The organism is Arthrobacter sp. yr096 (assembly GCF_900108925.1).
Classification (GTDB): Bacteria; Actinomycetota; Actinomycetes; order Actinomycetales; family Micrococcaceae; genus Arthrobacter.
Genome location: NZ_FNYI01000002.1, coordinates 188,286 through 205,865 on the forward strand (window position 1 = coordinate 188,286; position 17,580 = coordinate 205,865).

Sequence of the window (17,580 nt, forward strand, 5' to 3'; positions counted from 1 at the left end):
GCTGCAAGGACTCGTCATGCTCGGTTTGAAAATGTTGAGGACGCTTTAGCCTTCAGTGGACCAACCGCCCTCGACGGACCAAGCGGCTTTGCTGGCCCAACCGCCGGAGGGTGCCCCGGCAAAGGTGGGGCTTTGGATATGTAGTTATGGCCGGTGGGTGTGCGGATTTCGAGGGTGTGCCTGCCACCGGGCATGGTCTTGGTTTTGGTGGTCCAGCCGGGGTTTTCTTTGCTGTGGTTGCAGGCTTCGCAGAGGCCGGCGCCGTTGGTCAGGGTGGTAACCCCGCCTGTGTGCCAGGGGATGATGTGGTCGATGTGGCGGATGGGCGCGTCGCAGTACGGGGTGCGGCAGGTATCGTCCCGGGTTTCAATGAAGCGTCTGAGTCGTGGTGGGAAGAGCCGGGCTTTGGAGTCCATGCTCAGCAGCTCGCCCGTTCCGGGTGCTGTGTAGAGCCGGCGCAGCCACACGGTGAACTCATCATCCTGTCTGGAACTGGAACTGGAACTGGAACTGGAGCCGAAGCGGGGTCTGGAGCTGGAGCTGGAATTGGGGCTGGAGTCAGGGCCGGGGTGCTGGCGTGGCCCGGGTCGCCGGCCAGCTGAGCCAGCGTGCGTGGCCGCGGTTACCTGCCCGGGCCCGGGATCAACCTGCGCACCCGTGGCTTGAAACCCAAGCCTTGGTTCCTGCACTCCCGCACGCTCCTGCCTGTTTGGGGTCTGGTTGCCGGTGCAGAGGAGTGTTCTGGCCCATTCGGCGGGGACGATTCCGTAGCCTTTGAGGCGGGCTGGTTCACTGTCGCCTTGAAAGAAGGTGCGGTCGGTCATGACGAGGTCCAGGTTGATCCCGGCGATCCCGCCGGGTGTGCCGGTGGTGCGTTCGATGAGGGTGTCGGCCATGACCTGCCCACGGCTGCGGGGATCGCCCGTGGAGCGGGCGGTGTCGGCGGCGCGGGTGAGCGCAGCATACGCGGCCACGCCTTGGGCGACAGGCAGCAGTGCCGTCAGGTACGTCATGGTGTCCGGTGCCGGGCGCAGACTGACCGTCCGCTCGCTCGCGGCATGGCTCGCCCGCTGCGCCACTGACCGTGGGTCACGCCGGTACGCGGCAGCTTTCACGGCGGCGATGATGGACCGGTCGCCTTTGCCGTCGAACGTTCCGGTGTCGGGGGCGAGTTCTTCATCCACCGCGCACCGGTCTTCCACAGACAAACACGCCGTCTCTTTCACCAGCAGCGTGGCGCGCCATTCGTTGAGCTGGCCCGATTCCAGGGCGGCCAGGGTGCGGGGCATCTCCACCACCAACGCTTTCGCCAATCCCAACAGCCGGAAGCCCCGGTGAGGGGATTCCCGCCGAGCCAACGCCAGCTGAGCGCCCACCCCCTGGCCGCGCTCAGACACAGGCACACCCGCCGCAGCGTGTTCCTGCCGTTGCGCGAGGTCGAAGGCAACAGCAGCCCGCGCCTGCAAACCCGTAATGGCCGACTTCAGATCCTCCAACCCTCGGAGCTGATCGATCAGTTCCCCGCTGACGGTACCGAGACGGACGGCACCCAGGAGCGCCAGGACATCCCGCACCGAAGCCCCGGCAACCACCGGGGCTGCCGCGACCGCAGTGACCGCTTGCCCTGCCCGAATCTGCTCCATACCCCAACTGTTCCAGCCCGCAGTAGGCCTCATAAGGCCCGAATCGACCTATGTGGACAACCCCCAACAGCCCTCGTCCCATGTGGCAAGATGGTCCTTTGACGGGCAGTGACAACCCTGCGGCCACCCAGGCCGGCCACGCCCTGCACGGAAGGACCCCATGAGCAACCAAGCCGGAGCTCCTGCGAATATCGCCTCCTACATCGACCACACGCTGTTGAAGCCGGAGGCCAGCGAGGCCGATGTCCTCAAGGTGTGCGCTGAAGCCGTCGAGTATAAATTCAAGTCAGTGTGCGTGAACCCGATCTGGGTCAAAACCGTCACCAAGGCCCTCAAAGGCTCCGGCGTGTTGACCTGCTCGGTCATCGGCTTCCCCCTGGGTGCCACGCCCAGCGACGTCAAGGCCTTCGAGGCTCGCGGCGCCGTGCTCGACGGTGCCGATGAAATCGACATGGTGATCAACATGGCAGCGGCCCGCGCCAACGACAAGGGCGCGTTGGTGGACGACATCAAGGCCGTGGCCGACACCGTCCACACGGGTGAGGCCATCCTGAAAGTCATCATCGAGACGTCCATGCTGAGCGATGAGCAGAAGGTCATCGCCTGCGAAGCAGCCGTAGAAGCAGGAGCGGACTTCGTCAAGACCTCCACCGGATTCAACGGTGGGGGCGCCACGGTTGAGGACATTGCCTTGATGCGGAAAACCGTGGGACCGGACTTGGGCGTGAAAGCCTCGGGCGGAGTGCGCTCCCTGGCTGACGCACAGGCTATGATTGCTGCTGGTGCAACACGTATCGGAGCGAGTTCCGGAATTGCCATCGTCAAGGGTGAACAAGGTTCATCTGCTTACTGAGGCTTCCGCAATCGCCAAGGATTTTTGAGCCCTGCGGGGCCGAGGAGGAATGAATGTCCAAGAACGCCACAAGTGCCCCCATTGAACGAGAGAACAACCTCGGCACAAGCATTGTCCTGTTCGTGGTCATGATTGTGCTCTTCCTGGGCGCCATCTACTCGCTGTCCTTCCTCAGCCTGGAAAACCCGTGGCCGATGGCCGTTTGCCTGGGCCTCTTTGCCTTGGCTTTCTGGATTCCGCAGACCATCCTTGGCCGCTCTGACTCTGCTGGCGAAAGCTAAATCCTTCATATGTCAGGAAACGGTTCAGGCTGCCAGCCTGGGCCGCTTCTTTTTAACCCGCCGGTAACCCCCGCAGGATAGGGTGTTGCCATGAAATCGGCGGTCCCCAAGGTTGCGTTACTGGTTGTGGCACTGGCCGCGGCAGGCGTCGGCGTGGCCGTCGTCGCGGCTAAACCCGGCGCCGTCGACGCGAACCCAACGTACTGCAGTGCTCCCGGCAGCCAAGCCACGGAAGCCAGGGCGTTCACCATCAAGGGCTACTTGGACCCCGAGGATACGTCCAAGGCGCTGCAGCAATTGATTGACGCCGCCTCCCAGGACGGTGGGGGCATCGTCGAACTGCCCCAGGGCACCCTCGTTTTGGGCGGCCCCCTGATCCTCAAGAGCAATGTTGCGCTCAAAGGAACCGGCGCAGCCACCGTTCTGAAGGCCGGTCCGGGGTTCCTGGACACCAAAGGCCCCTTCGGAGGGCATCCTCTGATCACCACCAACGGCGCGCAGAACGTCACCATTTCCCACCTCACGGCGGACCAAAGCGGCGACGAGTTGAACGGCAACGCCACGGGGCGCCTGACCGAATACCTGATCGATGTCCGGCACAGCACCAATGCGTTGGTGGAAGACGTCCGCACCCGGAATCCCTTTACCTACTCCATCGCCGTGGTGGGCAGCAGTAACTTCTGCGTCCGTAACAATGACACGTTGGTAACCAGCAGCGGCAAGTACGACCAACTGGACGGCATCCACATCACCGACTCACACGGCGGCATGGTGGAAGGCAACACTGTGGATCAACGCCAAGGAGACGACGGCGACGACGGCCTCGTGGCACAAACCATCGGTTCGCCGGTCTACGACGTGATCTACCGGAACAACAAAGTCCGCGGCGGGTCCCACGGTTCCGCGATGCAGCTGGCCGTCGGAACGCATGAGATCTACAACATTGCCGTAGAGGACAACCGGTTCTGGGGCTCCCCCAACGGAGTCAAAATTGGGTACTACGACGGCACAGCGGCTGTTCACGACGTCGTGGTGAAGAACAACTCCTTCACCGATACACCAGGCCCGTGGCTGAACTTCCAAGGCGAGCTCAAGAACATCACCGTGACCGACAACGTCATTTGCCAGAGCGGGGCAATGACGCTGGGAGATGCCCCGGGCAACGTGGTGTCCAACAACAGGGACGGCTGCTAGGAACTGCGCGCTGCCGGATACTGGTCAGCAGGAACGAAGTACGTTTCTGCTGTCACAGGGATGTGGCCTGACGGAAAAAGCGCATCCGCCTGGGTGGTGTATTGACGTATCCGCGGTGGTTTGGCGATGAGGCCGTGGTCCCAAGTCCACGGTACATAGCCCCAGCGCGCCAAACGGGACGCGTCCGGTTCATGGTCGAGGTTGTAGGGGAAGTCCGAGTAGAGCACCACGTGATCCGGATGACCCAAGCCGGCCTCAAGCGTGATGAGATGATCCACGTGTTTGCCCACACCCACCGGGCAGAACAACAGTTCCGCACCGGTCAACGCCAACAGTGCTGCCACGTCGTTGCGGAGCTGGCCAATCAGTGAACGGTCACCCCTGGCAATCCGACCCATTGCGATGTCGAACCTGTACGTGGGGTAACGGTGGGTCATTTCCGGAAGAAGCCTGTTCCACGCTTCGCTGCCCAGCTTGGGCGCCCGGCGTTGACGGAACAGCGCATCAACGGCACCGAGGTGTATCGATTGGACGCCCATATCCTCAAGGACTGCCTTGTCCTCCGCCTTGCGGGCATCAAACAGCTCCCCGGCATCCTTGACAGCGCATTGGCTCATGAAGGACCGCGCGGCCCTGGTGTGGGGCCCATCCGAGGCCTCTGTGAAAAGGGTTGCAACGATCACCTCACGCCCCTGGGCCTGCGCCTCGATCAGAGCTCCGCAGGACAGGACGGCGTCGTCCAAGTGCGGCGAGAGGAACAGCCACGGCGCATTTCCCGCCAGGGATCGATCGATTCTGGATTGATGAACCAAAGCCCTACCTCCTCTCTGCTGCACGGTAAGCCTCGCCCTGGAGAGCAGCCAGCCGGTCCCAGTCGTAGCCGGCGGCAAAGGCCCGCCCCTGCTGGCCTGCTAGGTCAAGTCCATCCTGCGAGTAGCGCTCTGCGAGCGCCTTGGCGAGGGCGCCGACGTCGAACGCGTCAACCAGCCATCCCGCACCTGGTGGCACAATCTCCCGCAAGCAGGGAATGTCGAAAGCAATCACTGGCGTCCCGACAGCCAGTGCCTCTATGGCGACCAAACCGAAGGTCTCCTGCCGGGAAGGAACCACCACCAACCGCGCATCACTCAGGGCATTGAACTTTGCATCCCCGGAAAGCCAGCCCACCAGGCGTACCGAGCTGGAAAGCCCAGCCTCGTCAATGGCTGCCCGCAACCGGGCCTCATCAGGGCCCGTTCCGGCAATCAGCAGCCGGCCGTCGATGAGCCCGCAGCATTGGGCCCAAGCCTCCAGTAGGAGATCGAGTCCTTTGCCTGTGAACTCGAGCCGTCCGAGGCAAAGGATGTCCCGGCCAACCGTTGGCGCAGGTTTCCATGCGGCAGGATCCACCCCGTTACCGATCACGTCCACGTGGAGGTCCGGGTTCAGGGCTGTCAGGCGATCCGAAATTCCCTGCGAGACCGCGATTGCCCGCCGGTGACGCCGCACTCCAAAGCGTTCCATCCAGTGCAGAGGCAGCTTGTATTGCCGCGCCTTGTCACGGGCATGCAACCACTGCACTACGCCAAGGGTGGGTTTAGTGGTCCATAACGGCGCGGCCATGGTGGAGAAGGGGGCGAAGAAGTCCTCCACCACCAGATCGGTTGCCGCCCGGCGCTTGCGGGCTTCGAAGGGCAACCGGACCACGTATCCCAACAACCGGGTCAAGCGCGTACGGCCCTCTCCGAAGCCAACGGGTACGTAGTGAACCCCATCCTGAATCCTTTCCTGCCAGCCCGGATACCGTGTGGTCAGCACGGTGACCCTGAAACCGCTGGCGGCCAGGCGGCGATTGGTCTCGTGGGTCCGCACCGATCCCCCACCGGCGCCGGGCATACGGGGATCCTCGAAACCCAGGTGCAATATTCTCAAGGGGTTCACCGTTCTGTCTCGTACGTTTTGGAGGGAGTTCCCGTTCCGTTGGCGGCACCCATGCTGAGCTCGGCAGGTGCTACGAGCCATAGCGTGGTGGAACCGTTGGTTGGCCCCTCAGCACTGAAGACAGGCGTCGCGTATTCCTTAAGCCACGTGAGCATCTCAGGTTGTGCGTAGCCATAGCCTTGGCTGGTTGGGTGGGATTGGGTCAGGATGTAATTTGCCCCGGCCCCCTGCATCAGGGGCGCGGAAGGCCACACGCCAAATCGCGGATCGTCGGCAAACGCGAACTCGCCGGTGCTGTTGCTGACACTCACCCGGGCCTCCTGGGGGAGGTTGTTTTTGACCCAGTCCTTGACTTGGACAAATCCGTTGTCCACCGTAAACGCCGTCCGGGCGCCCAGCACCACGGTCAAGGCGACGAAGCACAAGCTGGCGATGGCCAGGAACGTCCGACCTTGACGGAATCCCTTACGGGATCGCTCGCTGAACCTCTCCCTCAGCTCCACTACTACCAGGACGGAGCACAACACGCCGGCAATCATGACGCCGTAGCCGTATTGCTCTTCAAAGGTGCCAAACGCGGCGCTGTAGGCACCGGCAGCGCCCAAGGCGAAACCGGCCAGCCCGATCACCCTCCGGTCTGCGCGCCGGCTGAAGCACAGCAGGGCACCGGCTACCGGGCACAGGGCCAGCAGCAGGTAGCTTGTGCCGAAGTGGCCGCTCTGCTCGATCAACCGGGTCATGATGTTCGGTGACCCTTCTGCGGTGAACCCGGTGCTCTTTTCCAGACCCGAAGCCCGCAGTATTCCGCTGGTCTTCGCCTCGATCCAGTCGGGTAGATGGGCCTGCGAGGCCGCTATGGCCAAGTAGGTGGCATACGGTACCGCGGCTGCAATGAGTACGACGGCGGCCTGCCGCCATGGCAGGGTCCGTTTCCAGATCACGGCTACCGCCACCGGACCGACAGTGCAGATGATAAAGAAATCTTTGCAGAGGACTGCGTAGCCCAGCAGGAGACCCACCGCAATGAGCCGCAGTGCTGCCGGCAGCCGCCTGTTCGGTGTCCGGGTGCCCGTCAGGACGAGGAATCCGGCCAGCACGAAGGCCATCGCCGACGTCTCCAGGAATGCGTGGCTGTTATTGCGCAGGATGAATGGTTCAAAGGCCAGGACCACCGCGGCGAGCCAGGCCGCCGTCGTGCCGGCAAGTTTCCTGACCAACAGGAACCCCAGGCCGACGGTGATGGCCCCCAGCGCGGCATTGAGCCAGCGGAGCTGCAGGACCACCTCCACGATGTCACCAGAGATGCCAAACAGCTTGATGGTGCCGGCTTCCAGGAGGAAGAAGCCTGGCGGATGGAGGAAGAACGGCCCATCCGGCAGCGTGGGAACTTGCCCTGTGGTGAGCGACTCCCCCAGGCGGACGTACAGCAGCTCATCCACCCACAGCTCAAAACCGCGCGCCAAGCCGATGGCCCGCACGCCAAACGCCGCCGCTGACACCGCGATAAAGGCCGAGACAGGGCTGGACACCACCCGAACCATGGATATCGCCAGGCGGTTGGAAGAAGGGTCCGCGGCTTTCGAACGCCGTCCGGCAGACCGCACAGGCGCGCCGAACCGTCGTCGTGCTGTCCCCCAACCGAGCGTCCGCGGCAGCAAGCCGCGTTGATGGGCCAGGACCGCGATGCCGCTGATGGCGGCCAGGACCAGCCACGCGACGGGCTGGAGTTGCGCGGCCACAGCAAGGAGCAGCAACAGGACGGAGGTGCCTGCGCTGAAACGGTAGGCCCCCTTCGCCGGGCCGACGGCGGCGAGGACCGGCCAGGAAATGAGGATCAGCACTGCCGCCGCAACCACTGCACCGATGGCCGATCCCACCGCCAGCCCGCTCACTGCGTCCAGTTGCCACCCGGTCCAGAGTCCCGCCACCACCAGAAGGCAAGCGCACGCCAGGCCGAGCTGGCAGCGACGGTAGGCCCGCAGGGCGAGCAGGATGGTGGTGAGGACGGTCAGTACGGCGTAGCCCAATCCGGCGGCCGCGAGCCACGGCAGCAGTTCCAGGGAACCGTGGTACTTCTCCGGAATGATGACACCAGCAAGAAGGTGGGGGGCAGTGGCAATGATCGCGAACGCCACCACCGCCAATTGGCTGAACGAGGCGAACGCGGCACCAAGTACCTCGCGGACATTGACCCCAGGGCGGCGGAGCAGGGGAAACGCTACCAGCGCGGTCCCGGCCGCAACGTAGACCGGCCCCTTGGCAATGGTGGCCAGAGCCTGAAATCCTGCAGCGGCGGGCCCCTCGTCCAGGAACGCCACCACCACCACATCAACGCCCACCAGAACAGAGACAACGCACAGGACCGATGCGATGTCGCTGGTCTCCGCCCACCGCCATCTCTGCCGAAGGACTCCCGGACGCCACTGGAGATCGCGGTAAAAGGACCAAGGCACCGCCACCAGGGCCAGCGCGCCGACGGCGAATCCGAGGATCGCCCCCACAGCACCCCAGGCAAGGAGAATCACCAGGACGCTGAATCCCAACCTCAACAGCACTTCGCCGATGGTGGTCATGGCGTACCACGTGAAGCGGAGTTCACCTTGCAGCCAGCCCGACGGCGCCGCCATGAGGAAGATGGCCAGCGCGCCCGTCGCTACGGCGGCGGCCAGTGGCGGCGTCGAAAAGGCCAGCGTCAAGGCCCCGGTTGTTGCTGCGGCTGCGATGCCCGCGATGCAGGAGAGGAAAACGGAGAAGGCCATGCCGTCCCGGCGCCCATCCGACCCCGCGGGGTGAACCGCCACAAAGTGGGACAACGGCAGGGGAACCAGGGCGGACGCCACGATGCCAACAACACCCAGAAGCATCGCCGCAGCCGCGAACTGTGTGTAATCCGCGGTTCCCAACATATTGGCCATAAGGAGTGAGCACGCGTAGCTGACCACACCCACCACGCCGGCAGCTACGGACAGAAAGCCGCTGTTCTCGGCCACCTTCGCCCCCACGTCCGGAGTCCCTAGTGCTGGCCGTTCCCCGGTGCTGGAGGCAGCCTCCAGGTCATGCAAAGTGTCAGTCATGATTCCCCCTCAATTTCCCCACGCTCTGATGCCGGTTACAGACCTTCAACGGCATCTGCGGGGGTGAACGTGCTTCCAGGTCCGGCCAGGAGCGTGCTGCGTCCCACCGCCCGGAGTTCTGCAGATACCACTCCGATGCGCCTCATGACAGCAAAGGCCTCAAACTCGTCCCGTCCCTTCATCAGAACCGACACACGTCCTTGGTTCTGGACCACTTCGTCTGTTGGCCGCAGGATCGAGTGCAGGTTGGCCCCCACCGGCAGGTCGAAGTGCACCAGCGTGGACATATCGGAACGGGCAACACCTGACTGGTCGCCTTCGCGTCGGAGCGCTTCCTCTTCGAGGAGGACACCAGCCAGCAACGCCGCGCTGCGGTCCCAGGTAAAGCACCGGGCCCATTCCTGGCATTGCGCAGAAATATCCCGTGCCACGTCTTGCCGGGACAGCGTCTTGAGGGCGGACACCATTGCCGTTCCGAAGTCCTTTGCAGTATCCACCAACCACCCGGTGCTGCCATCTACAACGGAGTCACGGATGCCCGGAACACGGAGGGCAAGGCAAGGAACACCCCAGGCAGCGGCTTCGATCACAGAACAACCCCATCCTTCCGACGCGGAGGTGGAGGCCGTCAGCCATGCCCGGTTCAGGAGGTTGTTGCGGACTTCGTTGGGCTGGTACCCGTGGAACGTCACGATGTCATCCAGGCCCAGGTCCATGGCGAGCTGCTGGAGCCGGCCCCGTTCCGGGCCGTCACCCACAATCTCCAGGCGCAGTTTGGGAACGCTGCGGGCCGCAACGGCGAACTGGCCCAGCAACAGGTCCAGCCGCTTGTGCGGTACCAAACGGCTGACGACCACGATGTTGGGGTCCGGATCGCGCGGGCCGACAGTTCGCGGAACCTCGATCGTTCCATTGGGCACCACGTGAATTGGGCCGGAGAAACCCAGCTTGCGAAGTTCGAACCTGGTGGACGGGGAAACTGCCGCGATGGCGCGGTTGCCGTACACAGCCTTTGCCCCGGTGCCCTCAAGAAAACGGCCCACGGCTGCCATGGGCGCGGAGAACCTGGTACGGAATTGATCCTGGTGAACATGATGGATCAATTGCACGATCGGCATTTCCCGCGGAAGGAACAGGGGCGCAAAAAACGGAATCCCATTTTGGCAATCGATCACGCCGTCAAACCAGGTCCGGGTGTGCAGCAGCTTAAGGGCGGCCTGGCCATAAAGAGCCAAAGGTCCACCTGACCGGATGATCCTGATGCCGTCCACAACGCCCTCGGCAGCCTGGTGTTCTTCCCGGCCCGTAAACCAGGTAACTTCAGCGCCGTATTCTATCCATCGCCGTGAGATTTCGTGCATGTACTGTTCTGCGCCGCCGGCCTGGGAATGCTTGATATCCCTCCAATTCAGCACCAGGATCCGCTTTCCGGCCAGTTGGGCAGGCATGTTCGCGGGAACAAAAGTGTCCGTCATGGCATCGCCTTATTGAGTTGGAGGACTGAGGCAAAACTGGCAATTCCGTCCTTGAAGGGCCTGAAGGTTGAGGCCGCACCATCCGTCCATGCGACGGGTAATTCAACGATTCTGGCCCCTTCGTGCTGTAGACGGAGCAGAAGCTCAACGTCGAAAGCAAATCCGGTGGCACGGCATTGCACCATGGCCGCAGTCAGAGCGTCACGTTCAAAGAACTTGAAACCGCATTGTGTATCAAAAATGCCCTTGACCTTGGATTTGGTCAGCACACGGAAAGCTGTTCCGCCAACGCGTCGCCCCAACTGTTGGGGCTGCACGAAGGTGGAACCGGGAGCATGACGCGAGGCAATCACCGCCGAGGCCCCTTGTTCCAGGTGCTCCATTGCCGCCACCAAGGTGTTCAAAGGCGTAGCGAGGTCGGCATCGAAGAATCCTGTGTATTTCGAGGAACCACTCAGCAATCCCCGGCGAACAGCAGCTCCTTTCCCGCGCAGGGAACAGCCCACCACGGAAATCGGGACACTGCTTCCAGTGTCCCGGGATATTTTGCGCACTATGGCGCCGGTCTCGTCCGTACTGCAGTTGTCCACCACCACAATGCGTGACGTCCATGGTTTGCCGGCCAGGAAATCGACCGTTTGGACAAGTGTGGTGGGTATTCTTGCGGCCTCGTTATATGCGGGGATGACGACTTCCAAATCAACCTGCGTGCGCCGCATTGACTCAGTATGTCGCCGTGCCTGAAGACTCCCCCTGATGCCGGTATGGATACTGTGCGGGTGGAGCAGATCCATCTGAACCTCCGATTAGTCAAACAATTTGACGTCGAGGTCCAAGCTATGTGGGGTGGCTCTCAAAGGGCACGAGTAGTCGATACTCGAAAAGTTGAACGGGATCTCTTGGTTCACCGGAGATGTACGCAGTTTTCCAACGGGAGCACTACTTGTATTGGTCTCCCGGAATTATTCCAATTGCGTTACATGACCCGCACCTTGGTGGAAGAGATACTATGCCTGCTTCGGTGTCACGGCAACTGCACCACACCGCCCAGAGCCGCCAAAATCCCGGGCCAATGCTGCTGTGCAAGCGTCCAGGCAGCAATACCCATGCCCACCATGGCATATCCACTGACAGGAATAAGGACCAACCATTCACGCCGGGAACCAGCCCGCCCCAGCAGTGGAATGGAGAAGGCGCCGTTTGCCCGCCAAATTCCACTAATGAGGGATTTCCGGAGAAACTTTGGTGGTTTTATGACAATTGGCCACAAAAGTGGCACACCACCCACAGTGATCATGTCCCCCACGATGTGCACCACAACACCGGTCAGCATGGACAACGGCAGCCATCCCCACTGATCCGGTGCGAACCATGTCACCAGCCCGGCCATCACCACAGCGAACAGCCAGTTGGTGATCCAGCCGGACTTGGGAAACAGGTTCAGAGCCTTGGCAGCCAGGTTGATCATGAACATGCACAGCAGACCTGCGCCCACCGAGAGCTTTCCCACGGGTGTCACCATCTGGAACTGTGCCGCCATCGCCGCCAGCACTACGAACGCCGAGGCGCCCAGCAATGAGTGCGTTCCCTGCCGATGCCCGCCGCTGGCTTTTTCGATGCCAACCGCAATCACGTTGGACAGCGGCGGCAGCGAGTTCGCTATGGTGCTGTGGCGGTGGTCCCAGTCGCAGACCAAGGCTGTGCCCGCCGTCGCCATGGCTCCAATCAGGATGCCGGTGGAATCCAAGGGATACCAGCCCAGGGCATACGGGCCGGTCGAGGCAATAGCTATCCACGCCGCGGCTCCCGACGCGGCGTGGTGTCCTCCCATCATCCGGCTAGCCCGCCTTTACGGGCACGTCGGTGAAGATCGCCTCGATGACGTTGTTCGCCCACTGCAGGATTTCGGCGTCCTGAAGGTCCCGACCGCCGATCCTTGCCGTCTTGGGCTTGGGGATCAGCACCGCGTCCAACGCAGGCTTCACCTGCGAACCGGGGTACATGCGGTTCAGGCGCATGGTTTTGGACTCAGGCAGTTGTGCTGGCGAGAAGCGGATGAAGTTTCCCTGAAGTGCGACGTCGGACAAACCGGCTTCGCGGGCACCCACCCGGAAGCGGGCCACGGCAATGAGGTTCTGGGCCGGCAACGGAGGCTCACCATACCGGTCCACGAGTTCTGCGAGGACCTCGTCGATGGCTTCGTAGGTGATCGCCGCAGCCAGCTTGCGGTAAGCCTCCAGGCGAAGCCTTTCCCCGGGCACGTAGTCATGCGGAAGGTGCGCATTCACCGGCAGCTCGATCTTCATCTCGGCGGCCTTCTCCTCGGCCTCGCCGCGGTATTCGGCAACAGCTTCTCCCACCAGGCGGATGTAGAGATCGAAGCCCACGCCCTGGATGTGGCCGGACTGTTCGCCACCGAGGAGGTTGCCGGCGCCACGGATTTCCAGGTCCTTCATGGCCAGCTGCATGCCGGCCCCGAGCTCGTTGTGGGCTGCCACGGCCTTCAGGCGTTCCAGCGCCACCTCACCCAGCGGCTTTTCCGAGGGGTAGAGGAAGTAGGCGTACGCGCGTTCGCGGCCACGGCCAACACGTCCGCGCAGCTGATGGAGTTGGGAAAGCCCGTATTTGTCCGCCCCGTCCACAATCAAGGTGTTGGCGTTGGAAATATCCAGGCCAGTCTCAATGATGGTGGTGCACACGAGCACGTCGAAGCGCTTCTCCCAGAAGTCCACGATGATCTTCTCAAGGCGGCTCTCGGACATCTGTCCATGCGCAACTTCCACCCGGGCCTCGGGCACCAGTTCACGGATCTGTGCGGCGATGCGTTCAATGGACGAGACGCGGTTGTGGACGAAGAACACCTGGCCTTCGCGCATGAGCTCACGGCGGATCGCTGCCGACGTCTGCTTGTTGGTGTAGGGACCCACATACGTCAGGACAGGGTGCCGTTCTTCCGGAGGCGTTGCCAACGTTGAGGTCTCGCGGATTCCAGTAAGGGACATTTCCAAGGTTCGCGGAATCGGTGTAGCACTCATGGCCAGCACATCCACGTTGGTGCGCATCTTCTTGAGCGCTTCCTTGTGTTCCACACCGAAGCGCTGCTCTTCATCCACAATCACCAGGCCGAGGTCCTTGAACTCGAAGTCCTTGGACAGAAGCCGGTGCGTACCAATCACCACGTCCACGGCGCCGCTCTTGACGCCCTCAGCAGTTTCCTTGGCTTCTTTGCCGCTCTGAAAGCGGGACAGGGGCTTCACGCGCAGGGGGAAGCCGGAGAAGCGCTCCGTAAAGGTTTCGTAGTGCTGCTGGGCAAGGAGGGTGGTGGGCACCAGAACGGCCACCTGTTTGCCGTCCTGCACTGCCTTGAAGGCAGCACGCACAGCGATCTCGGTCTTTCCGTAGCCCACGTCGCCGGACACCAGGCGGTCCATGGGGATCTCCCGCTCCATGTCCGCCTTGACCTCGTTGATGGTGGTCAACTGATCCGGCGTTTCAACGTACGGGAAGGCTTCTTCAAGCTCGCGCTGCCACGGGGTGTCTGCCGCAAAGGCGTGGCCACGGGATGCCATGCGCGCCGAATACAGCCGGATCAGCTCGCCGGCAATCTCCTTGACTGCCTTGCGTGCCTTGGACTTGGTGCTGGCCCAGTCGGCGCCGCCCATTTTGCTCAGTGCGGGCGCGTCCCCGCCTACGTAGCGGGTTACTTGGTCCAGCTGGTCGGTGGGGACGAAGAGCCGGTCGCCGGGAGCGCCGCGCTTGGATGGCGCGTACTCCAGCACCAGGTACTCGCGCAGCCCGGCATCCGACGATGACGTACCGGCCACCTTCCGCTGGATCAGCTCCACGAAACGGCCGATTCCATGTTGCTCATGCACCACGAAGTCGCCTGCGTGCAACTGCAGCGGGTCCACGGCGTTCCGCCGCTTGGACGGCATGCGGCGCATGTCCTTGGTGGAGCTGGCCGTAGCGTGCCCCAAGAGGTCAGCTTCGGTCAACAGGCCCAGTTTGAGCCCGTCCAGTACAAAACCACGTCCGACGGCGGCGGTGGTCACCTCGATGATTCCGGGCTGTGGGTCCTTATCCAAGGACTCAACGCGGGAACACGGGATGTCGGCATCGTGGAACAGCTCGGCCAGGCGCTGGGCAGGGCCCGGGCCATCGGTCACCACCACCACACGCCATTGCTCGCGGACACGGGAGCCGATGAACTCCAGCATCTCGGCAACTTCGCCTTGATATCCACGCGGTTCCCGGGCGCGCATGTTGAGGACATCGATGTCCAGGACCAAGTCCTCATCCGAGGCCAGGGACGTGATGGACCACCAGGACACCGCGTGCTCAAGGGCGGCCGAGCGGGTGTCGGTGAGGGAACGGAAACTGGCGGCGTGGAGGTCGGTGGAAGCCTGGGAGGACAGGTCAAGAGGCGCCGCACCGCCGTCGGACGCAGTTGACCAGGCAGCTTCCAGGAACTCTTCGTTGGTGGCTGCGAGATCGTGCGCGCGGGTGCGCACCTTCTCCGGCTCGATGACCACTGACAGAGAGCCGGCGGGGAGCTGGTCCACGAACGGGACCATGGCGTCCACCAACACGGGGGCCAGGGATTCCATGCCCTCGACGGCGATGCCGCCGGCGATCTTCTCCAGCATGTCTGCCGCGGCCGGCATGTCTGCCTTCAACTTGGAGGCACGGGACATCACCGAGGGAGTGATCAGGATTTCCCGGCACGGTGGGGCGTGCAGTTCCGTGGGGTGGTGGATCCCCGGGGCGGACAGCGAGCGCTGGTCAGCAACGGCGAACCAGCGCATCTGGTCCACCTCATCGCCGAAGAATTCCACGCGGATGGGGTGGTCTTCGGTGGGCGGGAACACGTCCAGGATGCCACCGCGGACCGCGAATTCGCCGCGGTGCGTCACCATGTCCACCCGGGCGTACGCGGCATCGGACAGGGCCCGGACCACCTCCGTGAAGGAACGCTCCTGTCCCACTGCCAGCGTCACGGGAACCAGATCTCCCAAGCCGGCCACAATTGGCTGGACCACGGCGCGAACCGGGGCCACCACAACCCGCAATGGGGCCGCCGTCGAGGTTTCAGGGTGGGTCAGGCGGCGCAGCACTGAGAGTCGGCGACCCACGGTGTCGGAGCGTGGCGAAAGCCGCTCGTGCGGGAGCGTCTCCCAACTGGGAAAGGTGGCCACAGACTCCGCGGGAAGATACGAAGCGAGCGCTGCAGTGAGGTCCTCGGCTTCGCGGCCGGTAGCGGTGACGGCGAGGACTACGGGGGCGCCGTTCTCTTCGACGCCGGCGGAAGCCAAGGCGTCGGCCATTTCAGCCAGCAGGACGGCACGCATGCCCGTGGGCGCACTGATCTGGTAGTCGGTATTGCGGTCGTTGAAGGGCCGCTGAGCTTCCGTTCGGACGCGCGCGAAAGTCTTGTCCTCCGCCAGTGCGCGGCGCAGACCGTTGAGGCTCATGGCAGAAACTCCTAGGGTGGGTCCAAGGGCAGGCAACACAAATGCCCGGAAATTCAGATGAATGCCGGGTCATTCCAGCCTACCTCTACCCCCAGCCCCAGGAGTTCCTTTGCAGCCTTCGGAAGCTACGCATTCCAATACCCCGCAGGACACCAAGACCGTGTTGGTCACCGGTGCCACCGGATACATCGGCGGCCGCCTGGTCCCCCGGCTCCTTGAAGCAGGCCACCGGGTCAAGGTCCTGGTCCGGACGCCGCAGAAGATCGCGGACGTTCCCTGGCATGACGACGTGGAGATCATCGAGAACAGCCTGTCCGACGCCGACGGACTCACCGAGGCCTTGGACGGCGTCGATGTCCTGTATTACTTGGTCCACTCAATGGCATCCGGGAGCGGATTCGAGGCCAAGGAAGAAGCGATGGCCCGTCTCGTGGCCGATGCCGCTGCAGACGCCTGTGTGGACAGGATCGTCTACCTCGGCGGATTGCACCCGTTGAACACTGAACTCTCCACGCACATGCGTTCCCGCGAAACGGTGGGCCGGGTGTTCCTGGAATCGCCGGTGGACGCTGTGGTGTTCCAGGCCGGCGTGGTGATTGGTTCGGGTTCGGCATCCTTCGAAATGATCCGGCACCTGGCCGACACACTGCCCGTCATGCCGGCACCCAGTTGGGTTAACAACCGGATCGAGGCCATCGCTGTGCGGGACGTCCTGCACTATTTGGTGGCTGCTGCAGCGCTTCCGGGAAACGTCAACCGTACGTTCGATATCGGGTCGCGGGAGGTCCTGAAGTACAAGGAGATGATGAACGAGTACGCCGTGGAGCGCGGGCTCCCCCGGCGGCTGGTCATCGCACTCCCTGTCCCGGCGCCCAAGCTGGCAGGCCTCTGGGTGGCCTTGGTGACGCCCATCCCGTTGTCAATGTCCCTGCCGTTGGTGCAGTCGCTGCAGCATGACGCTGTGTCGCGGGAGCACGACGTCGACGATTTCTTCCCGCAGCCCGACGGCGGCCTGACGCCCTACCGCCGCGCCGTCGCCTTGGCGCTCGGCAAAGAACGTGACGGTCAGGTGGAGACCACATGGGCGAACGCCGGCATTGACGCCGATCCCCTTCCGAGCGACCCCGATTGGGCCGGGTACAAGGTGTTCCTGGACGAGCGGACCTTCCACAGCGAGGCCGATCCGCGCCACGTATGGACCATCATCGAGGGCATCGGCGGCAAGAACGGCTGGTACTCGCTGCCGCTGGCATGGCGGGTCCGGGGCTGGTTGGACAAACTGCAGGGCGGCGCCGGGCTGCTGCGGGGGCGGCGACATCCCAAGACTCTGAACACCGGCGAGGTAGTGGATTGGTGGCGGGTGGAGGCGATCGACCGCGGCCACCTGCTGCGGCTCAGGGCGGAGATGCGGGCGCCCGGGGGCGCCTGGCTTGAGTTGGGCGTGGAGCCCGACGGCGGCGGGAGCCTCTACAAGCAGCGCGCCATCTTCTTCCCGCGCGGTTTGGCTGGAAGGCTCTACTGGTTGGGCGTGTACCCGTTCCACGGCTTCATCTTCCCGTCGATGGCCCGGAACATTTCCGCGGCCGCCATGGCCCTTCAAGAAGCGGAACAAAAGCAGGGTTCGGGGGTGGCCACGGACAACCCGTAGGATGTTGGGAGCTAAAAGAGC

At 63.2% G+C, this 17,580-nt stretch carries 12 protein-coding genes; 4 read left to right on the plus strand and 8 right to left on the minus strand.

Annotated elements, in window-relative coordinates; translation table 11 throughout:
* Positions 1-14: 14 nt before the first annotated feature.
* Positions 15-1,643, minus strand: a complete 1,629-nt coding sequence (locus tag BMY91_RS05650) for an HNH endonuclease (protein ID WP_177179852.1) — start codon at positions 1,641-1,643, stop codon at positions 15-17.
* Between the two features lie 160 nt (positions 1,644-1,803).
* Here BMY91_RS05650 and deoC point away from each other — a divergent pair, with 160 nt between their 5' ends.
* From deoC to BMY91_RS05665, 3 genes are all read left to right on the plus strand, one after another.
* Positions 1,804-2,496: a deoxyribose-phosphate aldolase gene (gene deoC / locus BMY91_RS05655; protein WP_090819658.1), complete on the plus strand. Its 693-nt coding sequence runs from the start codon at positions 1,804-1,806 to the stop codon at positions 2,494-2,496.
* A 53-nt stretch (positions 2,497-2,549) separates the two neighbouring features.
* Positions 2,550-2,777 (plus strand): hypothetical protein, encoded by a 228-nt coding sequence (locus BMY91_RS05660; RefSeq protein ID WP_090819661.1) that lies wholly within the window; start codon positions 2,550-2,552, stop codon positions 2,775-2,777.
* 90 nt (positions 2,778-2,867) lie between these two features.
* Complete coding sequence (locus BMY91_RS05665; protein WP_090819664.1) at positions 2,868-3,971, plus strand: right-handed parallel beta-helix repeat-containing protein; 1,104 nt, start codon at positions 2,868-2,870, stop codon at positions 3,969-3,971.
* On the opposite strand, the gene BMY91_RS05670 is transcribed toward BMY91_RS05665, so the two are convergent.
* The 7 genes from BMY91_RS05670 to mfd form a co-directional block, all read right to left on the minus strand.
* Entirely contained in the window at positions 3,968-4,783 is an 816-nt protein-coding gene (locus tag BMY91_RS05670) for a PIG-L deacetylase family protein (protein WP_256212593.1), read from the minus strand. The two genes, BMY91_RS05665 and BMY91_RS05670, sit on opposite strands and share 4 nt — an antisense overlap.
* A 4-nt stretch (positions 4,784-4,787) precedes the next feature.
* Positions 4,788-5,882, minus strand: a complete 1,095-nt coding sequence (locus tag BMY91_RS05675) for a glycosyltransferase family 4 protein (RefSeq protein ID WP_256212594.1) — start codon at positions 5,880-5,882, stop codon at positions 4,788-4,790.
* 5 nt (positions 5,883-5,887) lie between these two features.
* Positions 5,888-8,965, minus strand: a complete 3,078-nt coding sequence (locus BMY91_RS05680; RefSeq protein ID WP_090819669.1) for a polysaccharide biosynthesis protein — start codon at positions 8,963-8,965, stop codon at positions 5,888-5,890.
* Between the two features lie 35 nt (positions 8,966-9,000).
* Positions 9,001-10,440 carry a glycosyltransferase family 4 protein gene (locus BMY91_RS05685; protein WP_090819672.1) on the minus strand — a complete coding sequence of 480 codons (1,440 nt, stop codon included), beginning with the start codon at positions 10,438-10,440 and terminating at the stop codon, positions 9,001-9,003.
* Positions 10,437-11,159 carry a glycosyltransferase gene (locus tag BMY91_RS05690; RefSeq protein ID WP_254779622.1) on the minus strand — a complete coding sequence of 241 codons (723 nt, stop codon included), beginning with the start codon at positions 11,157-11,159 and terminating at the stop codon, positions 10,437-10,439. The genes BMY91_RS05685 and BMY91_RS05690 overlap by 4 nt, the downstream gene beginning before the upstream one ends.
* Positions 11,160-11,464: 305 nt before the next feature.
* A complete protein-coding gene (locus BMY91_RS05695; RefSeq protein WP_090819678.1) occupies positions 11,465-12,274 on the minus strand; it encodes a metal-dependent hydrolase in 810 nt (269 codons plus the stop codon).
* A 4-nt stretch (positions 12,275-12,278) separates the two neighbouring features.
* Positions 12,279-15,911, minus strand: coding sequence for a transcription-repair coupling factor (gene mfd, locus BMY91_RS05700; RefSeq protein ID WP_090819681.1), 3,633 nt, complete (start codon positions 15,909-15,911; stop codon positions 12,279-12,281).
* A 109-nt stretch (positions 15,912-16,020) separates the two neighbouring features.
* Between mfd and BMY91_RS05705 the strand changes: the two genes are divergently transcribed.
* Positions 16,021-17,559 carry an SDR family oxidoreductase gene (locus BMY91_RS05705; protein ID WP_090819684.1) on the plus strand — a complete coding sequence of 513 codons (1,539 nt, stop codon included), beginning with the start codon at positions 16,021-16,023 and terminating at the stop codon, positions 17,557-17,559.
* The last annotated feature ends 21 nt before the right edge of the window (positions 17,560-17,580 follow it).